The organism is Trueperella bialowiezensis (genome assembly GCF_900637955.1).
In the GTDB taxonomy this organism is placed as follows: Bacteria; Actinomycetota; Actinomycetes; order Actinomycetales; family Actinomycetaceae; genus Trueperella; species Trueperella bialowiezensis.
The window spans coordinates 277,578-294,212 of the sequence record NZ_LR134476.1; the positions used below are offsets into that span (position 1 = coordinate 277,578).

Genomic DNA, 16,635 nt, shown 5'->3' on the forward strand with positions numbered 1-16,635 from the left:
ACTAGCCGCCGGAGATTCCCAGCTCCGCCTGATGAATCTGGGCGCGTTGCTCGGCCGACAGTTCATGAGAATCTAACCAGAACTCGGGTAAGTGGGGGCGCTTTTCCCCGCCAGCTCGCCCGCGCGGACCTTCCGCAGCAACCGGATAGGGCTGACTCAGATCCAGGCGCGCCAGCTGGCCGCGCAGATCGTCAAGCGAGTCCACCAAGCCCAGATCGCGGCGGGCCTGCCCGCCGATCGCAAAACCGCGCATGTACCAGCCCACGTGCTTGCGCATCTCTCGCATCGCACGGCGCTCGTCGCGGAAATGATCGATGGACAGCTCGGCATGCCGGACGATCACCTCGGCCACCTGGCCTAAGCTCGGCTTGTATCGCAGGTCAGACCCGTGTGCGGCGGCTACCAGGTCATAGAACAACCACGGGCGCCCTTGGCAGCCACGCCCAACGACGACGCCGTCCGCCCCAGTTTGCGCCACAAGTGCGGCCGCGTCTTCGGCCTCGAACACGTCTCCATTGCCGAAAACAGGCAGCTCGGTCATCTCCTTAAGTTCGCCGATCACATCCCAGCGGGCGTGGCCCGAATAATGCTGAGCCATAGTCCGGGCGTGCAAGGTGAGTGCCGCGATTCCGGCGTCTTCACACATGCGTGTGACGTCCCGGAAGGTTTCGTGCTCGTCGTCGATACCAATCCGAAACTTGGCTGTGACAGGTACAAGCCCGCCGGAGGCTTCCTGTGCGGCGCTGACGGAGGCTTCCACGATCTGCGCGAACAAGTCGTGTTTCCACGGCAGCGCTGATCCGCCACCCTTGCGAGTAACTTTCGGAACCGGGCAGCCGAAATTGAGGTCGATGTGGTCGGCCCAGCCGTTGCCAACCAGTAAGCGTACTGATTCTGCAACCGCGGCCGGCGCCACCCCGTACAGCTGGATCGAGCGTACGGGATCGCCCATGTCCGGTTCGATCATCCGCATGGTCTCCGGGGTTTGCTCGATCAGTGCCCGCGAGGTGATCATTTCGCACACATACAGGCCTGTGGGTGCGTAACTGCCTGGCCGCTCGTAACGCACCGGCTGCCCGCTATTGTGTGCCTTCACGTCTGCCAGAGCGCGCTCACCAAATTCGCGGCACAGCTGGCGAAACGGCGGGTTCGTTACCCCTGCCATCGGAGCGAGCATGACGGGCGTGCCCAGGGTAAGAGCGCCGATCCGAACGGTCGGCGTGCCCTCCTGCACCCCAGTCGCACGCGGTGGCGCCTCCGGGAACTCTCCGCGCCGGCTGCGCGGCTTCGTACCGCCTGCGCTCACTCGTCGCTCACCTGCTTAGCCGGCGCGACCGGAGCGAGCCAAGTGGCGATCAACGTGGTCATCGGAATTGCGAGCACGAGCCCGATGGAGGCCACGAGCGTGCGCACCACTTCTTCCGCGATCTGACCCACCGTCATCAAATCCAAAAAGCCGCGATCCACGAGCGCCGCGCTCATGAGCAATGGCAAGGACGTGCCCACGTACGCAAAAGCGAGCGTATACACGGTCGAAGCAATGTGATCGCGCCCGATCACCATGCCCTGCCGGAAAATCCGCCGCCTGCTGGCCTGCGGATTCGCAGAATGCAACTCCCAAACAGTCGATACCTGGGTGATCGTCACATCGTTGAGTGCGCCCAGTCCGGCCAGCACGATGCCGGTCAGCAGAATATGTCGCATGTCGAGATAGCCCAGTTCGCCGTAGAGCGTGCGGGCGTCATCGGACAGCGTGCCCGTCAGTTTGGTGGCCCCCACCGCCCACACTGCCAGCAAGCCAGTGATGACGAGGCCCGCGAAGGTGCCGAGCACCGCCGTCGTCGTGCGAATTGACACCCCGTGGGCCAAATAAATGGAGGAAAACATCATGGCCGACGCGCCCACCATGACCACAAGCCGGGGATCTTCGCCGACCATGAGCGCAGGCAACATGAACGCGCCCACGACGGCCAGCGAAGCGCCCAAACCAAGCAGCGCGGCCAAGCCCTTGATGCGGGCCACCGCGAGCACAACGATCACGTACAGCGCCAGCAACGCAATGAGGGGCACTCCTCGCACAAAGTCCACGAAAATGTATGGAGTCCCCGTATCGAGCGCCGCGGGGTTGAACATGGCCTTAATCGTGTCGCCCTCGCTCAGCCCGTTACCCACCACGTCGAACGGTACGTGTACCGGCACCTCGACCCCGGACACCTCCATGTGGACCGGGGTCTGGCCAAGCTCGTCCGTCTGCCCGATCGACGTGATCTTGCCGGTGGCCATTTCGACCCCAGAATCAAGCAACTGAACCGAGCCGACAGGCGTGCTCCCCCGCGGCCATAGAGCGATCAGGCCGGCGATCGTGGCAACCGCAAGCGGCACCACGATCGCCGCCAAAATCAGCTGAACCCGGCGCCGATCCTTCGGTGCCAGATTCAGCCGACCAGAACCGTGAGCGCCCACTAGCAGCCCAACAGTTTCTCAGCGAGGTAACCCTTGACCTCGCCCACCGGGATGCGCACCTGTTCCATCGAGTCGCGGTCGCGGATCGTCACCGCGCCGTCGTCAAGCGAATCGAAATCGACGGTGATGCAGAACGGCGTGCCGATCTCGTCCTGACGGCGGTAGCGGCGGCCGACTGCACCGGCGTCGTCGAACTCGACGTTCCAGTACTGGCGCAACTCTGCGGCAAGTTCCTTCGCCATCGGCGAGAGCTTGTCCGAACGCGACAGCGGGAGAACCGCCGCCTTGACCGGCGCAAGGCGCGGATCGAGCTTGAGCAGCACGCGCTTATCGACCCCGCCCTTCGTGTTCGGCGCCTCATCCTCCGCGTAGGCGTCCACGAGAAACGCCATGAGCGAGCGGGTCAGACCAGCAGACGGTTCGATGACGAACGGCGTGTAACGCTCGCCGGTCTGCTGATCGAAATACTCCAGCTTCTTACCCGACGCCTGCGAATGCGCACTCAGATCGTAGTCCGTACGGTTGGCGATACCTTCCAGCTCGCCGAACTCGTTGTTTTGGAAGCCGAAACGATATTCGATGTCCACCGTGCGCTTCGAATAGTGCGAGAGCTTCTCCTGCGGATGTTCGTAAAGGCGCAGGTTATCCGGGTTAATGCCGAGGTCGGTGTACCAAGCCAGCCGCTCGTCAATCCAGGTTTGGTGCCATTCCTCATCCGTGCCCGGCGGTACGAAGAACTGGATCTCCATCTGCTCAAACTCGCGGGTACGGAAAATGAAATTACCCGGCGTGATTTCGTTACGGAAGGACTTGCCCGTCTGGCCAATACCAAACGGCGGCTTCATCCGCGCGGACGTCATGACGTTCGCAAAGTTAACAAAAATACCCTGAGCAGTTTCTGGGCGCAGGTAGTGTAGCCCGGCTTCGTCGTCGACCGGCCCCAGGAACGTCTTGAGCAGGCCGGAAAAGGCGCGTGGTTCCGTCCACTGGCCGCGGGTGCCACAGTTCGGGCACGGCACGTCGGCCATATCGACGTCGGCTTCTGCGACGTCGTTCTTCGCCGCGTAGATTTCTTTCAGCTCGTCTTCACGCAGGCGCTTGTGGCAGCTCAAGCATTCCGTCAACGGGTCCGTGAATGTGTCCACGTGCCCGGAGACTTCCCACACTTTGCGTGGCAAAATGATCGACGAGTCGAGGCCCACGATGTCTGGGCGTCCTTGCACGTTGCGTTTCCACCACTGCCGCTTAATGTTTTCCTTGAGCTCCACGCCAAGCGGACCGTAGTCCCAGGCAGAACGCGAACCTCCATAGATTTCGCCCGACTGGTACACGAAGCCGCGGCGCTTAGCGAGGTTAATAACTTGATCGAGACGCGAAGGTGCCGGTTTGGCCACTGTTTCGCTCCTTTCCTCACCGCATCTGGATGATGCGGACGAACTTCCCGCGACTGGCTGCCGCGGTTCACCGGAAACCCGGTGGCCTAGTGCCGTAAATACGACACCGCCCATTCTAGGGAAGATAACGACGACGTCCCACAAACGCCGCGTGGGACGAGTCACTTAGCGCGTGTGTCGCCGAAAGCAAGGCCATCCTTACATAAATTAGTTGACAATAATTCTCATTAAGGTGAGAATGGCTCTCATGAAGAAGAAGTTATTAGCAGTAGTATTTGCGAGCGGACTCGCATTAAGCGCCTGCTCGTCCGATAGCCCCTCCGGCGAGCAAACCACCGGTTCGGCCGGTTCAGACAGCAAATTGGCAGTGACGACGTCGTTCTACCCCCTCACCTATCTGGTGGAGGAGATCGGCGGCGACAACGTGACGGTCACGGATCTCACCCCTCCGGGAGCCGACGCACACGGCGTCGAGCTTTCCCCGCGCGAAATTGCCGACATGGAAAACTCCCAGCTCGTGCTCTACGTCGAAAAGCTCTCCCCGGCGATTGACGACGCCGTCGAAACGGCAAACGTTGATGCCGTCAACATCGGCGAGTACGTCGATCTCCTGCTCTACGAAGAACTAGGCGGAGATCCACACGGCCATGACCACGGGCACGATCACGGGCATGACCACGGGCATGACCACGGCGATGGTGAAGCCACCGAAGAAGAACACGATCATGACCACGGACACGACCACGATCACGACCATGGGCATGACCACGGCGATGGTGAAGCCACCGAAGAAGAACACGATCATGACCACGGACACGATCACGACCATGGACATGACCACGGGCACGGCCACGATGGCCATGATCATGGCACGCATGATCCGCACTTCTGGACCGATCCGAACCGTATGATTCTCGCGGCCGACCAGGTTGCTGCTGAGCTCATCAAGCTAGATCCGGACAACGAAGAGACCTATAAGGCTAACCGCGACGCGGTCAAGGCCCGTCTGCAAGAGCTTGCCGACGAGCTTGATTCTTTCGAAACCAAGCAGTGCCGCACCAACTCTTTCCTGGTCTCACACAAGGCCTTTGCCTACATGGCCCGCGAAGGCGGCCTGACCGAAATCGGCATTGCCGGCTTCGATCCAGAGATCGAACCCTCGCCTGCACGCGTCAAGGAAGTCACCGAACTGGCACAGGAACACAATCTTGACACCGTGTTCGGCACCTCGGACGCCGAAATGAAGACGGCGAAAGCAATCGGGGACGAGGCAGGCCTCAAGGTCGACATCCTCGACCCGGCAGCAACCCACCGTAACCCGGACATGGACTACGTGGACGTCATGAAGCACAACTTTGAGCTTCTCCAGACGTCGATGGGTTGCAATTGACAACCGCGATCAAAGCTAGCGGCGTCCACGTCCAGCTCGGTTCGGCTCATATTCTCCTCGGGATCGACTTCGAACTGGCCGCTGGGCGCACGCTAGCCATCGTGGGTGCAAATGGCTCCGGCAAGTCCACGCTCGTGCGTGCGCTTGTCGGGGCCATCCCGATTAGTGCTGGGCGCATTGAACTTTACGGGCAGAGCCTGGCATCTCGCCGCAAAGTTGACTGGGCGCGGATCGGATACGCACCACAGCGAGTCACCGCTACCTCGGGAGTGCCGGCCACCGCCCTCGAAGCCGTTATGGGCGGCCTGATCTACGGCAACAAGCTACGCCCTAGCCGCGGCGGTAAAGAACGCGCGCTGGCCGCACTCGACCAGGTTGGTCTCGCCCACCGAGCACACGAATCCGTGCAGACGTTCTCCGGCGGCCAACAGCAACGGATACTGACGGCTCGCGCGCTCGTACGCGATCCAGACATGCTCATCCTCGACGAACCCTTCGCCGGAGTCGACACCAATTCCCGCCGCGCGATCCTCGACGTCCTCCACGCCCAACACGACCGCGGCAAAACAATCGTGCTCGTCTTACATGAGATCCACGAATACCTCGGCCTCGTTGACGAGGCGCTCATTCTCGACGGCGGACGCGTACGTGAACACACCGACGACGTCTCCGATCTGCGCGGATCCGGCTACCATGCCAATCCGTTGCACGACCACGCGCACGAATACACCGACGACCCACCCCACTATCGCTCTCCCTATTTGGAAGGCCCGCTGTGATCATCGCTGACATGCTGCAATCCACCCTCATGCAGCGCGCCATCATCGTCGCCATACTCGTCGGGCTATCTGCGCCCGTCGTCGGCACCTACCTCGTGCAACGCCGTCTCACCCTCCTCGGCGACGGCATCGGCCACGTCGCACTGACCGGAGTGGCTCTCGGATGGCTCGCCGCATCATGGGCAGGAGCAGTCGACCGCGACGCCTGGGCTGTACCCGGCGCCATCGTTGTCTCAGTACTCGGCGCCTTGCTCATCGAATGGATGCGCACACACGGTCACGCCTCCGGCGACGTCGCCCTCGCCATGCTCTTCTACGGAGGCATCGCAGGCGGCGTGCTCCTTATCGGAATCGCCGGTGGAACGACGTCCAACCTCAACGCCTACTTGTTCGGCTCGATATCCACAGTCACGCACACCGACACGATCCTCACCATCATTCTCGCCATCTTCATCCTCGCCGTCGGACTCGGCTTACGCCCCGCCCTGTTCTCCCTGTCCTACGACGAAGAATTCTCCCGCGCCTCCGGCCTTCCCACCCAGATGCTCTCGATCCTCATCTCCGTCACCGCAGCACTCACCGTTGCCGTAGCGATGCGTATCGTGGGCGTCCTCCTCGTATCAGCGCTCATGATCGTCCCCGTCGCCATCGCACAGACAGTGACCCGATCGTTCAAAACAACAATGCACTCTGCGATGGTCATCGGCGTCGTCACCGCACTAACCGGACTAACCATCACATACATCAAACCGTGGTCGCCAGGCGCCACAATAGTCGTGCTCATGGTGGCCCTCTACGCCGTCGTCGCACTACTACGCCCACTTCTACTGAAACTCTTCGCACGCAACGGCCACCATCACCCTCACCCGCAGATCGAATCTGAGCTAGGTATCACTCCGCTTGACGCCGAAAACGACTATTGTGAACATAGTGATACCTCATCGGCATCAAGTGGACGTGATTAAACAATGAGAATGACCCGCCAACGCTCGGCCATCACCGAGCTCCTCGCGGAGACGGAAGAATTCCTACCAGCACAAAAAATCCATGAGCTGCTTCTCGAACGCGGCGAAGCTATCGGATTAGCCACCGTGTACCGCAACCTGCAAGCTATGTCTGAGGCCGGCTCTGTGGACGTGCTACGCCAAGAAAACTCTGACGTGCAACTGTTCCGCTACTGTGAACACGCGGGCCACCACCATCACCTCATGTGCCGATCCTGCGGCAAAACCGTGGAAATCACTATCGACCCACTCGAAGAACTAACTCAGAAAGTCGCCTCCGAGCACTCTTTCACGGACGTCACGCACGAGCTAGAAATCTACGGACTGTGCGAAGACTGCGCAGCCTAAAACGCGGCATCAGTTCGTCAAAATCGCCAGTAGAGTGGCGGTTTGAAAACTACCCGCCTTTCCGGGCACGATGAACACATGGAGAACTACCCTGTACGCCTACCCATCAAACTTGGCCAACTACTCAAGCTAGCCAACTTCGCTGAAAGCGGCGCACACGCCCGCAAGCTCATCGAAAGCGGCGAAGTGACCGTGAACGGCCAAGTGGAGACCCGCCGCTCCCATAAGCTCGCAGACGGTGACGTCGTCAGCGCCGGCGGGTATGCCGTGCGCGTGGTTGAAGGCTAGTTCACTACGCAGTCCCGGCCGAGTAACACTTTCAGATCGGTATACATACTCGGCTCCGGCGATACGCTAAACCGGTCTGCAAGCCTGACAATCGTGGTTTTCAGCGGGCCCTTGATATGCAGATGCACCGGTGCCTCCCCCGGATATTGCCCCAGGACTCGGCCCAGTTCGATCATGCGCTCGCACGTACACATGCGTTCATCCACCGTAAGCGCAACGGGCGCATTCGCATCAATCTGCCACGTGGGCGGAACCCTCAGAGAACGAGCGGACAACTTGAGCGGATTATCTTCCTGGACCGACACGGTCGCCTCAAGGACGACGACGGTGTCTGGTACAAGCATCGACGACACTTGCTGGTAGGTCTTCGGGAAGAAATTCACGTCAATTGGTCCCGTACGATCTTCAATCGTGACCGTGGCCCACGCCTGACCTGACTTCTGCGTAATACGAGTCTCGACCTTTGTGATCAGACCCGCGATCGTCACCCTCCTGCCGTCTACCTCACTTTCGGAGTCAAGCAATTCAACGACGGTCGTGTCAGCAAACCTGTTCAGTACGGATTCCATTCCTGACAGCGGATGATCCGAAACATACAGGCCGAGCATTTCCCGTTCGAAATTGAGCTTGTCCTGCTTCGACCACTCGGGAATATCCGGAACAACGATATCGAAGCCTTGACCCTCGATTTGATCACCACCGAGACCGGCGAACAGATCGAACTGGCCTGCAGCCTCATTGCGCTTCACAGGGATGACCGAATCAATCGCATCATCCACGATCGCGACCAGTGCGCGCCGAGTTTCACCCAGACTATCGAACGCGCCGGCTTTGATCAGGCATTCGATCGAGCGCTTATTGCAGGCCGACAGCGGGATCTTGCTCAAGAAATCTTGGAATGATGTGAACGGGCCCTTCTCTTCACGAGCCTGGATGATGCCTTCCACGACGTTTGTTCCCACGTTTCGTACAGCCCGCAGGCCCACGCGGATCTCATCACCGACAGCCGCGTAATCAGCGGCCGACTCGTTGACGTCCGGAACAAGCACGTTAATGTCCATCCGCCGGCATTCGGCAAGGTAGGTAGCAACCTTCGTCTTATCCGACATTTTCGACGTCAACAACGCGGCCATGAACTCAGCCGGGAAATGCGCCTTGAGGTAGGCAGTCTGGTACGACACGAGGGCATAGGCTTCCGAATGCGACTTGTTGAACGCATAACTGGAAAACGGCAACAGGACGTCCCACAGCGTCTGAATCGCTTCTTGTGAGAAGCCATTCTTGGCCATGCCATCAGCAAAACCCTGATATTGCTCTTGCAGCACGGAGGCCTGCTTCTTGCCCATCGCCTTACGCAAAATATCGGCCTGGCCAAGCGTGAAGCCGGCCAACTGCTGGGCGATACGCATCACTTGCTCTTGGAAGACGATCAGGCCATGGGTAGAACCAAGAATCGGTTCGAGTGCTTCGGCCAGTTCAGGATGGATCGGCGTCTTTTCTTGCAGCCCGTTCTTACGCAACGCATAGTTCGTGTGCGAATTCGCACCCATTGGACCTGGACGGTAAAGCGCAGACACTGCCGAAATGTCAGCAAACGAATCCATCTTCATCTGCTTGAGCAGCGTGCGCATTCCCGTGCCATCGAGCTGGAAGATGCCGAGGGTTTCACCGCGGCCGAGTAGCTCGAATGTCTTCGGATCGTCGAGAGACAGGTTATCGACGTCGGGAGCTTCCTTACCGTTCGCACGAATATTTGCGAGCGCACCTTCAATCACCGTGAGGTTGGACAGGCCAAGGAAGTCCATTTTGATCAGGCCGAGCGCCTCACATTCGGGGTATTCGAACTGAGTGAGGATGAGGTCATCCTTCTTGTTCTTCATGAGCGGGATGACGTCGGTAAGCGGCTTAGAAGACATGATGACGGCACAGGCATGCACGCCCGTCTGCCTGGTCATCCCCTCAAGCCCACAAGCCAAATCGTAGACTTTGCGCGCATCCGGGTTCTCTTCAATCAGTGCGCGGATCTCGACTGCTTCCGCATACCTCTCGTGATCCTTATTGAACAGTTCGTTGACCGGGATGTCCTTGCCCATCACCGACGGCGGCATCGCTTTCGTGAGCCGTTCGCCCATCTCGTACGGGTATCCGAGCACGCGCGCCGCGTCCTTGAGCGCCTGCTTAGCTTTGATCGTCCCAAACGTGACCACTTGGGACACCTTGTCATGGCCATACTTGTTTTCAACGTATTCGATCACTTCGTCACGGCGCGTATCGTCAAAGTCGATATCAAGATCCGGCATCGAAATACGTTCCGGATTCAAGAACCTCTCAAACAGGAGCTCGTGCTTGATCGGGTCAAGCTGAGTGATCTCCAGAGCGTAGGCGACCATCGAACCGGCACCCGAACCACGGCCGGGGCCAACGCGGATCCCTTGCGAACGTGCCCAGCGAATGTAATCAGAGACCACGAGGAAGTATCCCGGGAAGCCCATGTCCGTGATGACCTTCATTTCGTAGTCGGCGCGTTCACGAACGTCATCGGGAATCGTCGACCCGTAGCGCCGGTGCAGGCCAGCGTTCACCTCGCGGACGAACCACGAGCTTTCGTCTTCCCCTTCCGGAACGGGGAAATGAGGCATGTAATTAGCGTCCTCATCAAAGCTGATATTGCAGCGTTCGGCTACCTCAAGCGTGTTCTCGCACGCCCCGTCAAGGTGACCGAACAAGTCCCACATTTCTTCTGCACTGCGCAGGTAGTAGCTCGATCCATCAAAACGGAACCGGTTCGGATCGTGCAACGTGGTGCCGGAGTTCAAGGCAAGCATCGCCTCTTGTACCGTGTGCTGATCTTCGGTCACATAGTGGGAATCGTTCGTGGCCAGCAACGGCGCATTTAGCTTCTTGGCTATCGACAGCAGCTCATCGCGAACCCGGCGTTCGATGTCGATCCCATGGTCCATAACTTCGACATAAAAGTTTTCTTTACCGAAAATATCCTGGAACTCGCCGGCGGCTTTCAGCGCCTCGTCGTATTGCCCCAGCCGCAACCGCACCTGCACCTCACCCGATGGGCATCCAGTGGTGCCGATCAGCCCTTCGTGATACTGCTCAAGGAGCTCGCGGTCAATACGGGCATAGTTACCGATCGTGCGATCGATCGAAGCGATCGACGACATCCGGAACAGGTTATGCATGCCCGTATTGTTCTCCGCCAGCAAGGTGAAGTGCGTGTACGTGCCGCGGTTAGACACGTCGTCGGAACGCTGCGCCTCGGTGCCCCACAGCACGCGAGACTTGTCATGACGAGACGTGCCCGGAGTCATGTACGCTTCCAGACCAATGATCGGTTTGATACCGACCTTGGTCGCCTCCTTGTAGAGTTCGTAAGCTCCGTGCAAATTCCCGTGGTCGGTAATCGCTACCGCAGGTTGGCCAAGAGCGGCAACCTCGGCCACCAATTTCTTGATTTTCGCGGCGCCATCGAGCAGCGAATAGTCAGTGTGTACATGTAGGTGCGCAAAATTCTTAGCCATGAATTGAGTGTACGGACGCCCTCCGACAGATGCACTAGCGGCACCACTGGGAGGGTCTTCGCAAAACCATCAAACTAAGACGACGTTCCCATCCGTAACATGTCGAGTGCACGCCGCAAATCTTGCGGATATTCCGAGGAAAACTCGACCCACTCGCCAGTGCGCGGATGAGCGAAAGCGAGCTTACACGCGTGCAACCATTGCCTTTCCAAACCAAGCGCATCAGCTTGCACAGGATCTGCGCCGTACATCACATCTCCGACGCACGGGTGTTTGATCGCGGACATGTGCACCCGAATTTGGTGTGTACGCCCCGTTTCTAGGTCCACTTCCACAAGCGAGGCGCCGGGCATGGATTCGATCACATCGTAGTGAGTGACGGCGTGTTTGCCGTCTTGGCGCACCCCCATCTTCCACTGATGTCTCATGTCTCGGCCAATAGGCGCCTCGATTGTGCCGGACATCGGATCCGGATGCCCCTGCACGAGCGCATGATACGTCTTCTTCACCGTACGGTCACGGAAAGCCTGCTTGAGCACGGAATACGCCAACTCTGATTTTGCCACGGCCATCGCACCGCTCGTGCCCACATCTAAGCGGTGCACGATACCTTTACGTTCTTGAGGTCCCGACGTCGTCAACGTAACGCCAGCCGCCAACAGTGCGCCCAACACGTTCGGACCTTCAAAATTCTGTGAGGCGTGCGCTGCCACACCCGCCGGTTTATCAACGACGACGATATCGGCGTCCTCATAAAGAATTGCCATGCCCGGCACGGGTGTTTCAACGACGACGGGCTGCGCGGTCGGCATTTTCACCTCAAGCACCGCGCCGGCAGCCACCTTCGCCGAATTCTTTGGCACGCGCCCGTCAAGGAGCACATCTCCAGCCTCGATCAGCTCCGCGCATTTTGCTCGCGACAGGCCCGTCATCGTGGCAAGAGTCGCGTCCACACGCCCGCCCGCCAGCCCCTCAGGTACGAGATAAGTATTCACTTCGCTGCCTCTGTGTGCGAGCCCTCGTGTGCGTCTGGCAAATCGCTGGCGTCAGCGGAGCGATCGACGTCAGCGGCCGGTTCGACGTCGGGCTGAAACACTTCAATCAAGAAAAGCGCGGCCAGGCCCCCAACAAGCGCAATGTCTGCCACGTTCCCGATGAACCACCCGTTGTAGTTGATGAAATCGACAACGTGCCCCTCAGGGAAACCAGGTTCTCGCACCAGACGGTCGATCAAGTTGCCGACGGCGCCGCCCCACACAATCCCCAAGACGATGCTCACAGCAGGCCGAGACTTCATGATCGCATACGGTAAGACCGCGGCCACCACGGCAGCTATCGCAGTGAAAATCCACGTCGTCGACGATCCGAACGAAAACGCAGCACCCGAATTAAACGCCAGCTTAAAAGACAGAAAATCCCCGATCACGGACATCGTGCGCCCGCCACTAAGGGCGCCCAGCGCCCACTGCTTCGTCGCCTGATCAGCAACGATCACCAACAGACCGAGAATTAAGGAAAAAGCGAGTTTCTTCATCACACAATAAGGAAAGGAGGGCACGCCGTGCCCTCCCCACCTACAACGTTAAACCTTGACGTTAGTTCTGAGTTTCGACACTCTGCAGAAGCGACTCAAGGTAGCTACGCAGACGGGTACGGTAGTCACGCTCGAACTCACGCAGCTCGGCGATCTTACGCTCAAGCAGCGAACGCTCCTCTTCCAGCTTGGTGAGAGTGCGGTTGTGGATGTCTTCAGCTTCGGTGATGATACGCACCGACTCGGCCTTCGCCTCAGACACGATTCGCTCTTCTTCAGCGCGGCCATTGGCCACGTGCTCGTCATGGAGACGCTGGGCAAGAGCAAGCATCGCAACCGAGCTCTGAGCTTCATCTGACGGAGCATCAACCGGCGCGAACGCGGCAGTGGATGCGGCCTCGGAAGGAGCATGCTGATCTTCTTGCGGCTGGGCGATACCGAGCTGGTTCTCCAGTTCGGTCACGCGGGCCTGTGATGCCTGCAGCTTGGCTTCCAGTTCGTTCTTCTCGCGGGTAAGAGTTGCGATGGTCTCCGCAACCTCGTCGAGGAAGAAATCGACCTGATCCTTGTCAAAGCCGTCCTCAGCACGTTTGGCATCATTGAACCGCATATTGACGACATCATGCTCGGTTAGCAGAGCCATGTTTTTCACCTCATACTTGAAAGACTTAACGAGTAAAACTCAGAAAGAGCTTTACCATCCTCCGTTAGACTACTAGAGCTCGCCGGCTTCCGCCTAGTTCAAGCCCAAAATAGACGTTCGAAATCGCGTTCAATTTATCACATTTTGATAACTATTGCGACGCTGTTGCCTATCGCACACCTTTATTCGCCGCCCAGAAAGCCACGCTTGCACTACAGCACGTAGGCAAGCCGCTGCAAGATCTGGACGGCGATAAACAAGACAATAAAGCCCAAATCGAGGCTCACTCCCCCGAAGTTTAACGGCGGAATGTATTTCCTGAGAAACCGTAGCGGGGGCTCAGTGACCTTGTAGACGAGGTTCGCAAGCACGAGAACCACGTTGCCGGGAACCCAGTCACGAGCCAGTATCTGCACCAAATCAAAAATGATGCGCGCAATGAGCGCAAGAATGTAGAGCTGGCATAACCAAAAGAGAGCAAAACCGAGAATCGTCATGACGAGAAGGGTTTAAATTTAGTAGTGCTTCTTTTCTGATCCGTGCGAATCGATTTTCACGCTCTTGGGGGTCAGTAAGAAGACGTCGTCGGAAATGGTGCTAAACGTGCCCTCCAGGCCAAATGTCAGACCCAGTGCGAAGTCGACAATCCGATTGCGCTGCGAATCCGGAGCTTTCGACAAGTTGAGCACGATCGGCAGGTTCTCGCGGTATTTACTCGCAAAAGTTTTGACCTCGTTAAAGGAGGAGACCCATACGGTCACGATACGCGCAACCTCGGGAGCCGGGCTCACCGCTTGCAGGCTCGTCACTTCGGCGTCCTCGTAGGAATCTACGTAGTCACCTTCGTAGTCATCGAAGTCGTCGTATTCCGCGTAGCCGAGCTCGTCGTCATACACGTCCTCACTCTGCGGCGAAGCCTTTGCTGCGATCCTGTCAAAAAGTCCCATCTTGATCCCTTCTCGGTTTGCCTCAATCGGCTGTTTCTAAACTATTAGAGAAATGGCCACAATACGGCGATGGCGCGCGGTGTGTCGTCTACATCGCGACGAAACCGATGAACCTACCTGCGCTTACGCCGTCGTGTGTTGCTCGCCTGTGCGAATAATGATTGGCGGACTCATACGTACAGATCGGGGAACGGTAGACGTTGTGCACGCCTCGTTCACGTAACTGGCGTTCCACACCGCCAGCGACGTCCACGCCTGGGGTTCCCCACGTGGTCACGACGGCGGCACCCGGCCAGCGCCCACCGATGTCCGCTGCGAGTTGCTCGCTCACTTCATAGCAGCTGCCGCAGATTGACGGCCCAAGGAAAGCCAGCACGTCATTCGTGCCGAGTACGTCGAGTGCTCGGTGGGTGATCGCGAGGTCGAAGCCAGCCCTTCCCACGTGCACTGCGGCACCTTTCGTGCCGTCGGCACGGACAAGGATGAGCGGTACGCAGTCTGCAACCATCACGGCCGCTGCCTGTCCCCTATTCACCACGATCGCATCCGCCTCGCCCACGCTCAAGTATCCCGTCTTTGCACGCGTGGCAGAGCCGAACTGGGCGACGTCATTGCCGTGGACTTGCGACATCCACGCCAGCTCCCTACCGATCTGGTCCTGGAGCGCATCTCTGTTAGCTCGGACGGCCTCCGGATCATCACCCACATGGAAACCGAGGTTCAGCCCCGCATAATCACCAGTAGATACACCGCCGCGGCGCGACGTAAACCCAACGCGCACACCCTGCGGCATGCCGGCAATCCGCTGGTCGACCCAGTCAATCATCCCTGTTCCCGCCTTACATGTACTCGAACTATTCCCGGGGTACACGTTGCTTTCCTAGGGCAGGCAAACCCAGCGATTTGCGTACCCCCAGAAGCTAACGCATACCCCGGGAACGAAAAAGAAGTTAGAGCCGTTCAGCGCCGCCGTTATTCGTCACCGAAAAGGAATGGCGGGATATCGAGATCAGGCCGGCGCCTCGTCTCTTCCTCGATCTTCGGTACTTCGAGCGGCTGTTCAGACTGACCGCCCGTGACAGTGGGCCGGTGGACCTGCTCAACCGGAGTGTCCTGGTGCTGCACATGACCGGGCGTGCGCGGTTCTTCGCCAGCCGGCTGCGCAGCATCCCCGGATGCAGGCTCAGACTGCGCGGGCGTACGCTCAGCCGGAGGAACCAGCCTGTCTTGGCTGGTGTCATCAGCCGTGTAGTCCTTCGACTCGTCAAAACCAGCAGCGATCACGGTCACGCGCACCTCATCGCCAAGCGATTCGTCGATAATGACGCCGTGGATGATGTTGGCGTTCGGATCCACAGCTTCCTTGACGAGCTGCGAGGCTTCGGCGTACTCGGTGATCTTGATATCGGTGGAGGCGGTAAACGCGAGAAGTACGCCGAGCGCGCCGTCGATCCGAGCTTCGAGTAGCGGGGAGGAAATCGCGTTCTCCGTAGCACGCAGCGTGCGGTCTGGACCGGTGGCGTATCCGATGCCCATGATCGCAGTGCCGGCGTCCTTCATGATCGTCCGCACGTCGGCAAAATCCACGTTCACTTCGCCCGGCATCGTGATCAGGTCAGAAATACCCTTCACACCGTTGTGCAAAACTTCATCAGCAAGACGGTACGCTTCAATGATCGTCAGGGCTTCTTCCGTGACGTCAAGCAGACGATCGTTCGGGATCACGATGAGCGCATCAACGGCCTCACGCAACGCAGCAATACCTTCGTTCGCGTTACGATTGCGCTGCAGGCCTTCGAAAGAAAATGGCCGAGTGACGACGCCGATCGTGAGCGCACCGAGCTGGCGGGCAGCATTCGCGATCACGGGAGCCGCGCCCGTGCCGGTGCCGCCGCCTTCGCCGGCGGTCACGAACACCATGTCTGCGCCCTCGAGGGTTGATTCGACGACGTCGATGTTTTCCTCTGCGGCGCGCCGCCCCACGGCGGGGTCAGCTCCAGCACCTAGGCCATTTGAGACGTCCCGGCCGATATCGATCTTCGTTTCGGCCTCGGACTTTGCCAGCGACTGGCTATCGGTGTTCACCGCAATAAATTCAACCCCGGCGAGCCCATCTTGGATCATGCGATCGACGGCGTTGACACCGCCCCCGCCGACCCCGACGACCTTAATGGTCGCTGAGTTATTCAAAGCGTACATAAAGTTATTCCTTCCGGACTTCAAGTTGTACTTGAAGTTTTTCGACTCCAACCTCGCGCAAAAGGTACGGTTGGACCGCCTTAATTTCAACGACCGCGCCGGTGTGTTGCGAA

Annotated in this window: 16 protein-coding genes; 5 read left to right on the plus strand and 11 right to left on the minus strand. The window is 58.8% G+C overall.

Annotated features, from left to right (window positions below; translation table 11 throughout):
* Position 1 precedes the first annotated feature (1 nt).
* The 3 genes from dusB to EL234_RS01335 all read right to left on the minus strand — a co-directional run bounded on the left by dusB (position 2) and on the right by EL234_RS01335 (position 3,857).
* Positions 2 to 1,177, minus strand: coding sequence for a tRNA dihydrouridine synthase DusB (gene dusB, locus EL234_RS01325; protein ID WP_126417201.1), 1,176 nt, complete (start codon positions 1,175 to 1,177; stop codon positions 2 to 4).
* A gap of 125 nt (positions 1,178 to 1,302) precedes the next feature.
* Positions 1,303 to 2,463 carry a YibE/F family protein gene (locus EL234_RS01330; protein ID WP_126415778.1) on the minus strand — a complete coding sequence of 387 codons (1,161 nt, stop codon included), beginning with the start codon at positions 2,461 to 2,463 and terminating at the stop codon, positions 1,303 to 1,305.
* On the minus strand, positions 2,463 to 3,857 hold the full coding sequence (locus EL234_RS01335) for a glycine--tRNA ligase (RefSeq protein ID WP_241969041.1): 1,395 nt from the start codon (positions 3,855 to 3,857) through the stop codon (positions 2,463 to 2,465). The genes EL234_RS01330 and EL234_RS01335 overlap by 1 nt, the downstream gene beginning before the upstream one ends.
* A gap of 247 nt (positions 3,858 to 4,104) precedes the next feature.
* Here EL234_RS01335 and EL234_RS01340 point away from each other — a divergent pair, with 247 nt between their 5' ends.
* The 5 genes from EL234_RS01340 (at position 4,105) to EL234_RS01360 (ending at position 7,666) form a co-directional block, all read left to right on the plus strand.
* Positions 4,105 to 5,247 (plus strand): metal ABC transporter substrate-binding protein, encoded by a 1,143-nt coding sequence (locus tag EL234_RS01340; protein ID WP_164712283.1) that lies wholly within the window; start codon positions 4,105 to 4,107, stop codon positions 5,245 to 5,247.
* Positions 5,244 to 6,026, plus strand: coding sequence for a metal ABC transporter ATP-binding protein (locus EL234_RS01345; RefSeq protein WP_126415780.1), 783 nt, complete (start codon positions 5,244 to 5,246; stop codon positions 6,024 to 6,026). Before EL234_RS01340 ends, EL234_RS01345 begins: the two co-directional genes overlap by 4 nt.
* An 11-nt stretch (positions 6,027 to 6,037) precedes the next feature.
* Positions 6,038 to 6,991 (plus strand): metal ABC transporter permease, encoded by a 954-nt coding sequence (locus EL234_RS01350; RefSeq protein WP_126417203.1) that lies wholly within the window; start codon positions 6,038 to 6,040, stop codon positions 6,989 to 6,991.
* A 9-nt stretch (positions 6,992 to 7,000) separates the two neighbouring features.
* A complete protein-coding gene (locus tag EL234_RS01355; RefSeq protein ID WP_241969043.1) occupies positions 7,001 to 7,378 on the plus strand; it encodes a Fur family transcriptional regulator in 378 nt (125 codons plus the stop codon).
* Between the two features lie 78 nt (positions 7,379 to 7,456).
* Positions 7,457 to 7,666: an RNA-binding S4 domain-containing protein gene (locus tag EL234_RS01360; RefSeq protein WP_126417204.1), complete on the plus strand. Its 210-nt coding sequence runs from the start codon at positions 7,457 to 7,459 to the stop codon at positions 7,664 to 7,666.
* Here EL234_RS01360 and dnaE read toward each other — a convergent pair.
* The 8 genes from dnaE to ftsZ all read right to left on the minus strand — a co-directional run bounded on the left by dnaE (position 7,663) and on the right by ftsZ (position 16,522).
* Positions 7,663 to 11,199 carry a DNA polymerase III subunit alpha gene (dnaE, locus tag EL234_RS01365; RefSeq protein ID WP_126415782.1) on the minus strand — a complete coding sequence of 1,179 codons (3,537 nt, stop codon included), beginning with the start codon at positions 11,197 to 11,199 and terminating at the stop codon, positions 7,663 to 7,665. The genes EL234_RS01360 and dnaE overlap by 4 nt on opposite strands.
* 74 nt (positions 11,200 to 11,273) lie before the next feature.
* Positions 11,274 to 12,194 (minus strand): RluA family pseudouridine synthase, encoded by a 921-nt coding sequence (locus EL234_RS01370; RefSeq protein ID WP_197718447.1) that lies wholly within the window; start codon positions 12,192 to 12,194, stop codon positions 11,274 to 11,276.
* Positions 12,191 to 12,733, minus strand: coding sequence for a signal peptidase II (gene lspA / locus EL234_RS01375; RefSeq protein WP_126415783.1), 543 nt, complete (start codon positions 12,731 to 12,733; stop codon positions 12,191 to 12,193). Before lspA ends, EL234_RS01370 begins: the two co-directional genes overlap by 4 nt.
* Positions 12,734 to 12,794: 61 nt before the next feature.
* Positions 12,795 to 13,376, minus strand: a complete 582-nt coding sequence (locus tag EL234_RS01380; RefSeq protein ID WP_197718448.1) for a DivIVA domain-containing protein — start codon at positions 13,374 to 13,376, stop codon at positions 12,795 to 12,797.
* A 212-nt stretch (positions 13,377 to 13,588) separates the two neighbouring features.
* Positions 13,589 to 13,873 (minus strand): YggT family protein, encoded by a 285-nt coding sequence (locus EL234_RS01385; protein WP_126415785.1) that lies wholly within the window; start codon positions 13,871 to 13,873, stop codon positions 13,589 to 13,591.
* Positions 13,874 to 13,891: 18 nt separating this feature from the next.
* Positions 13,892 to 14,323 (minus strand): cell division protein SepF, encoded by a 432-nt coding sequence (locus EL234_RS01390; RefSeq protein ID WP_126415786.1) that lies wholly within the window; start codon positions 14,321 to 14,323, stop codon positions 13,892 to 13,894.
* Between the two features lie 88 nt (positions 14,324 to 14,411).
* Positions 14,412 to 15,149 carry a polyphenol oxidase family protein gene (locus EL234_RS01395; RefSeq protein WP_197718449.1) on the minus strand — a complete coding sequence of 246 codons (738 nt, stop codon included), beginning with the start codon at positions 15,147 to 15,149 and terminating at the stop codon, positions 14,412 to 14,414.
* A gap of 146 nt (positions 15,150 to 15,295) precedes the next feature.
* The gene (gene ftsZ, locus EL234_RS01400; protein ID WP_126415787.1) at positions 15,296 to 16,522 is read right to left on the minus strand and encodes a cell division protein FtsZ; all 1,227 of its coding nucleotides are present in this window, start codon (positions 16,520 to 16,522) and stop codon (positions 15,296 to 15,298) included.
* Positions 16,523 to 16,635 lie beyond the last annotated feature (113 nt).

Coding starts and splice junctions, on each gene's coding strand:
- dusB (WP_126417201.1), bottom strand. CDS start 1,177: ATGCTCGCTCCGATGGCAGGGGTAACGAACCCGCCGTTTCGCCAGCTG.
- EL234_RS01340 (WP_164712283.1), top strand. CDS start 4,105: ATGAAGAAGAAGTTATTAGCAGTAGTATTTGCGAGCGGACTCGCATTA.
- EL234_RS01350 (WP_126417203.1), top strand. CDS start 6,038: ATGCTGCAATCCACCCTCATGCAGCGCGCCATCATCGTCGCCATACTC.
- EL234_RS01355 (WP_241969043.1), top strand. CDS start 7,001: ATGACCCGCCAACGCTCGGCCATCACCGAGCTCCTCGCGGAGACGGAA.
- EL234_RS01360 (WP_126417204.1), top strand. CDS start 7,457: ATGGAGAACTACCCTGTACGCCTACCCATCAAACTTGGCCAACTACTC.
- dnaE (WP_126415782.1), bottom strand. CDS start 11,199: ATGGCTAAGAATTTTGCGCACCTACATGTACACACTGACTATTCGCTG.
- lspA (WP_126415783.1), bottom strand. CDS start 12,733: ATGAAGAAACTCGCTTTTTCCTTAATTCTCGGTCTGTTGGTGATCGTT.
- EL234_RS01380 (WP_197718448.1), bottom strand. CDS start 13,376: ATGGCTCTGCTAACCGAGCATGATGTCGTCAATATGCGGTTCAATGAT.
- EL234_RS01385 (WP_126415785.1), bottom strand. CDS start 13,873: ATGACGATTCTCGGTTTTGCTCTCTTTTGGTTATGCCAGCTCTACATT.
- EL234_RS01390 (WP_126415786.1), bottom strand. CDS start 14,323: ATGGGACTTTTTGACAGGATCGCAGCAAAGGCTTCGCCGCAGAGTGAG.
- EL234_RS01395 (WP_197718449.1), bottom strand. CDS start 15,149: ATGATTGACTGGGTCGACCAGCGGATTGCCGGCATGCCGCAGGGTGTG.
- ftsZ (WP_126415787.1), bottom strand. CDS start 16,522: ATGTACGCTTTGAATAACTCAGCGACCATTAAGGTCGTCGGGGTCGGC.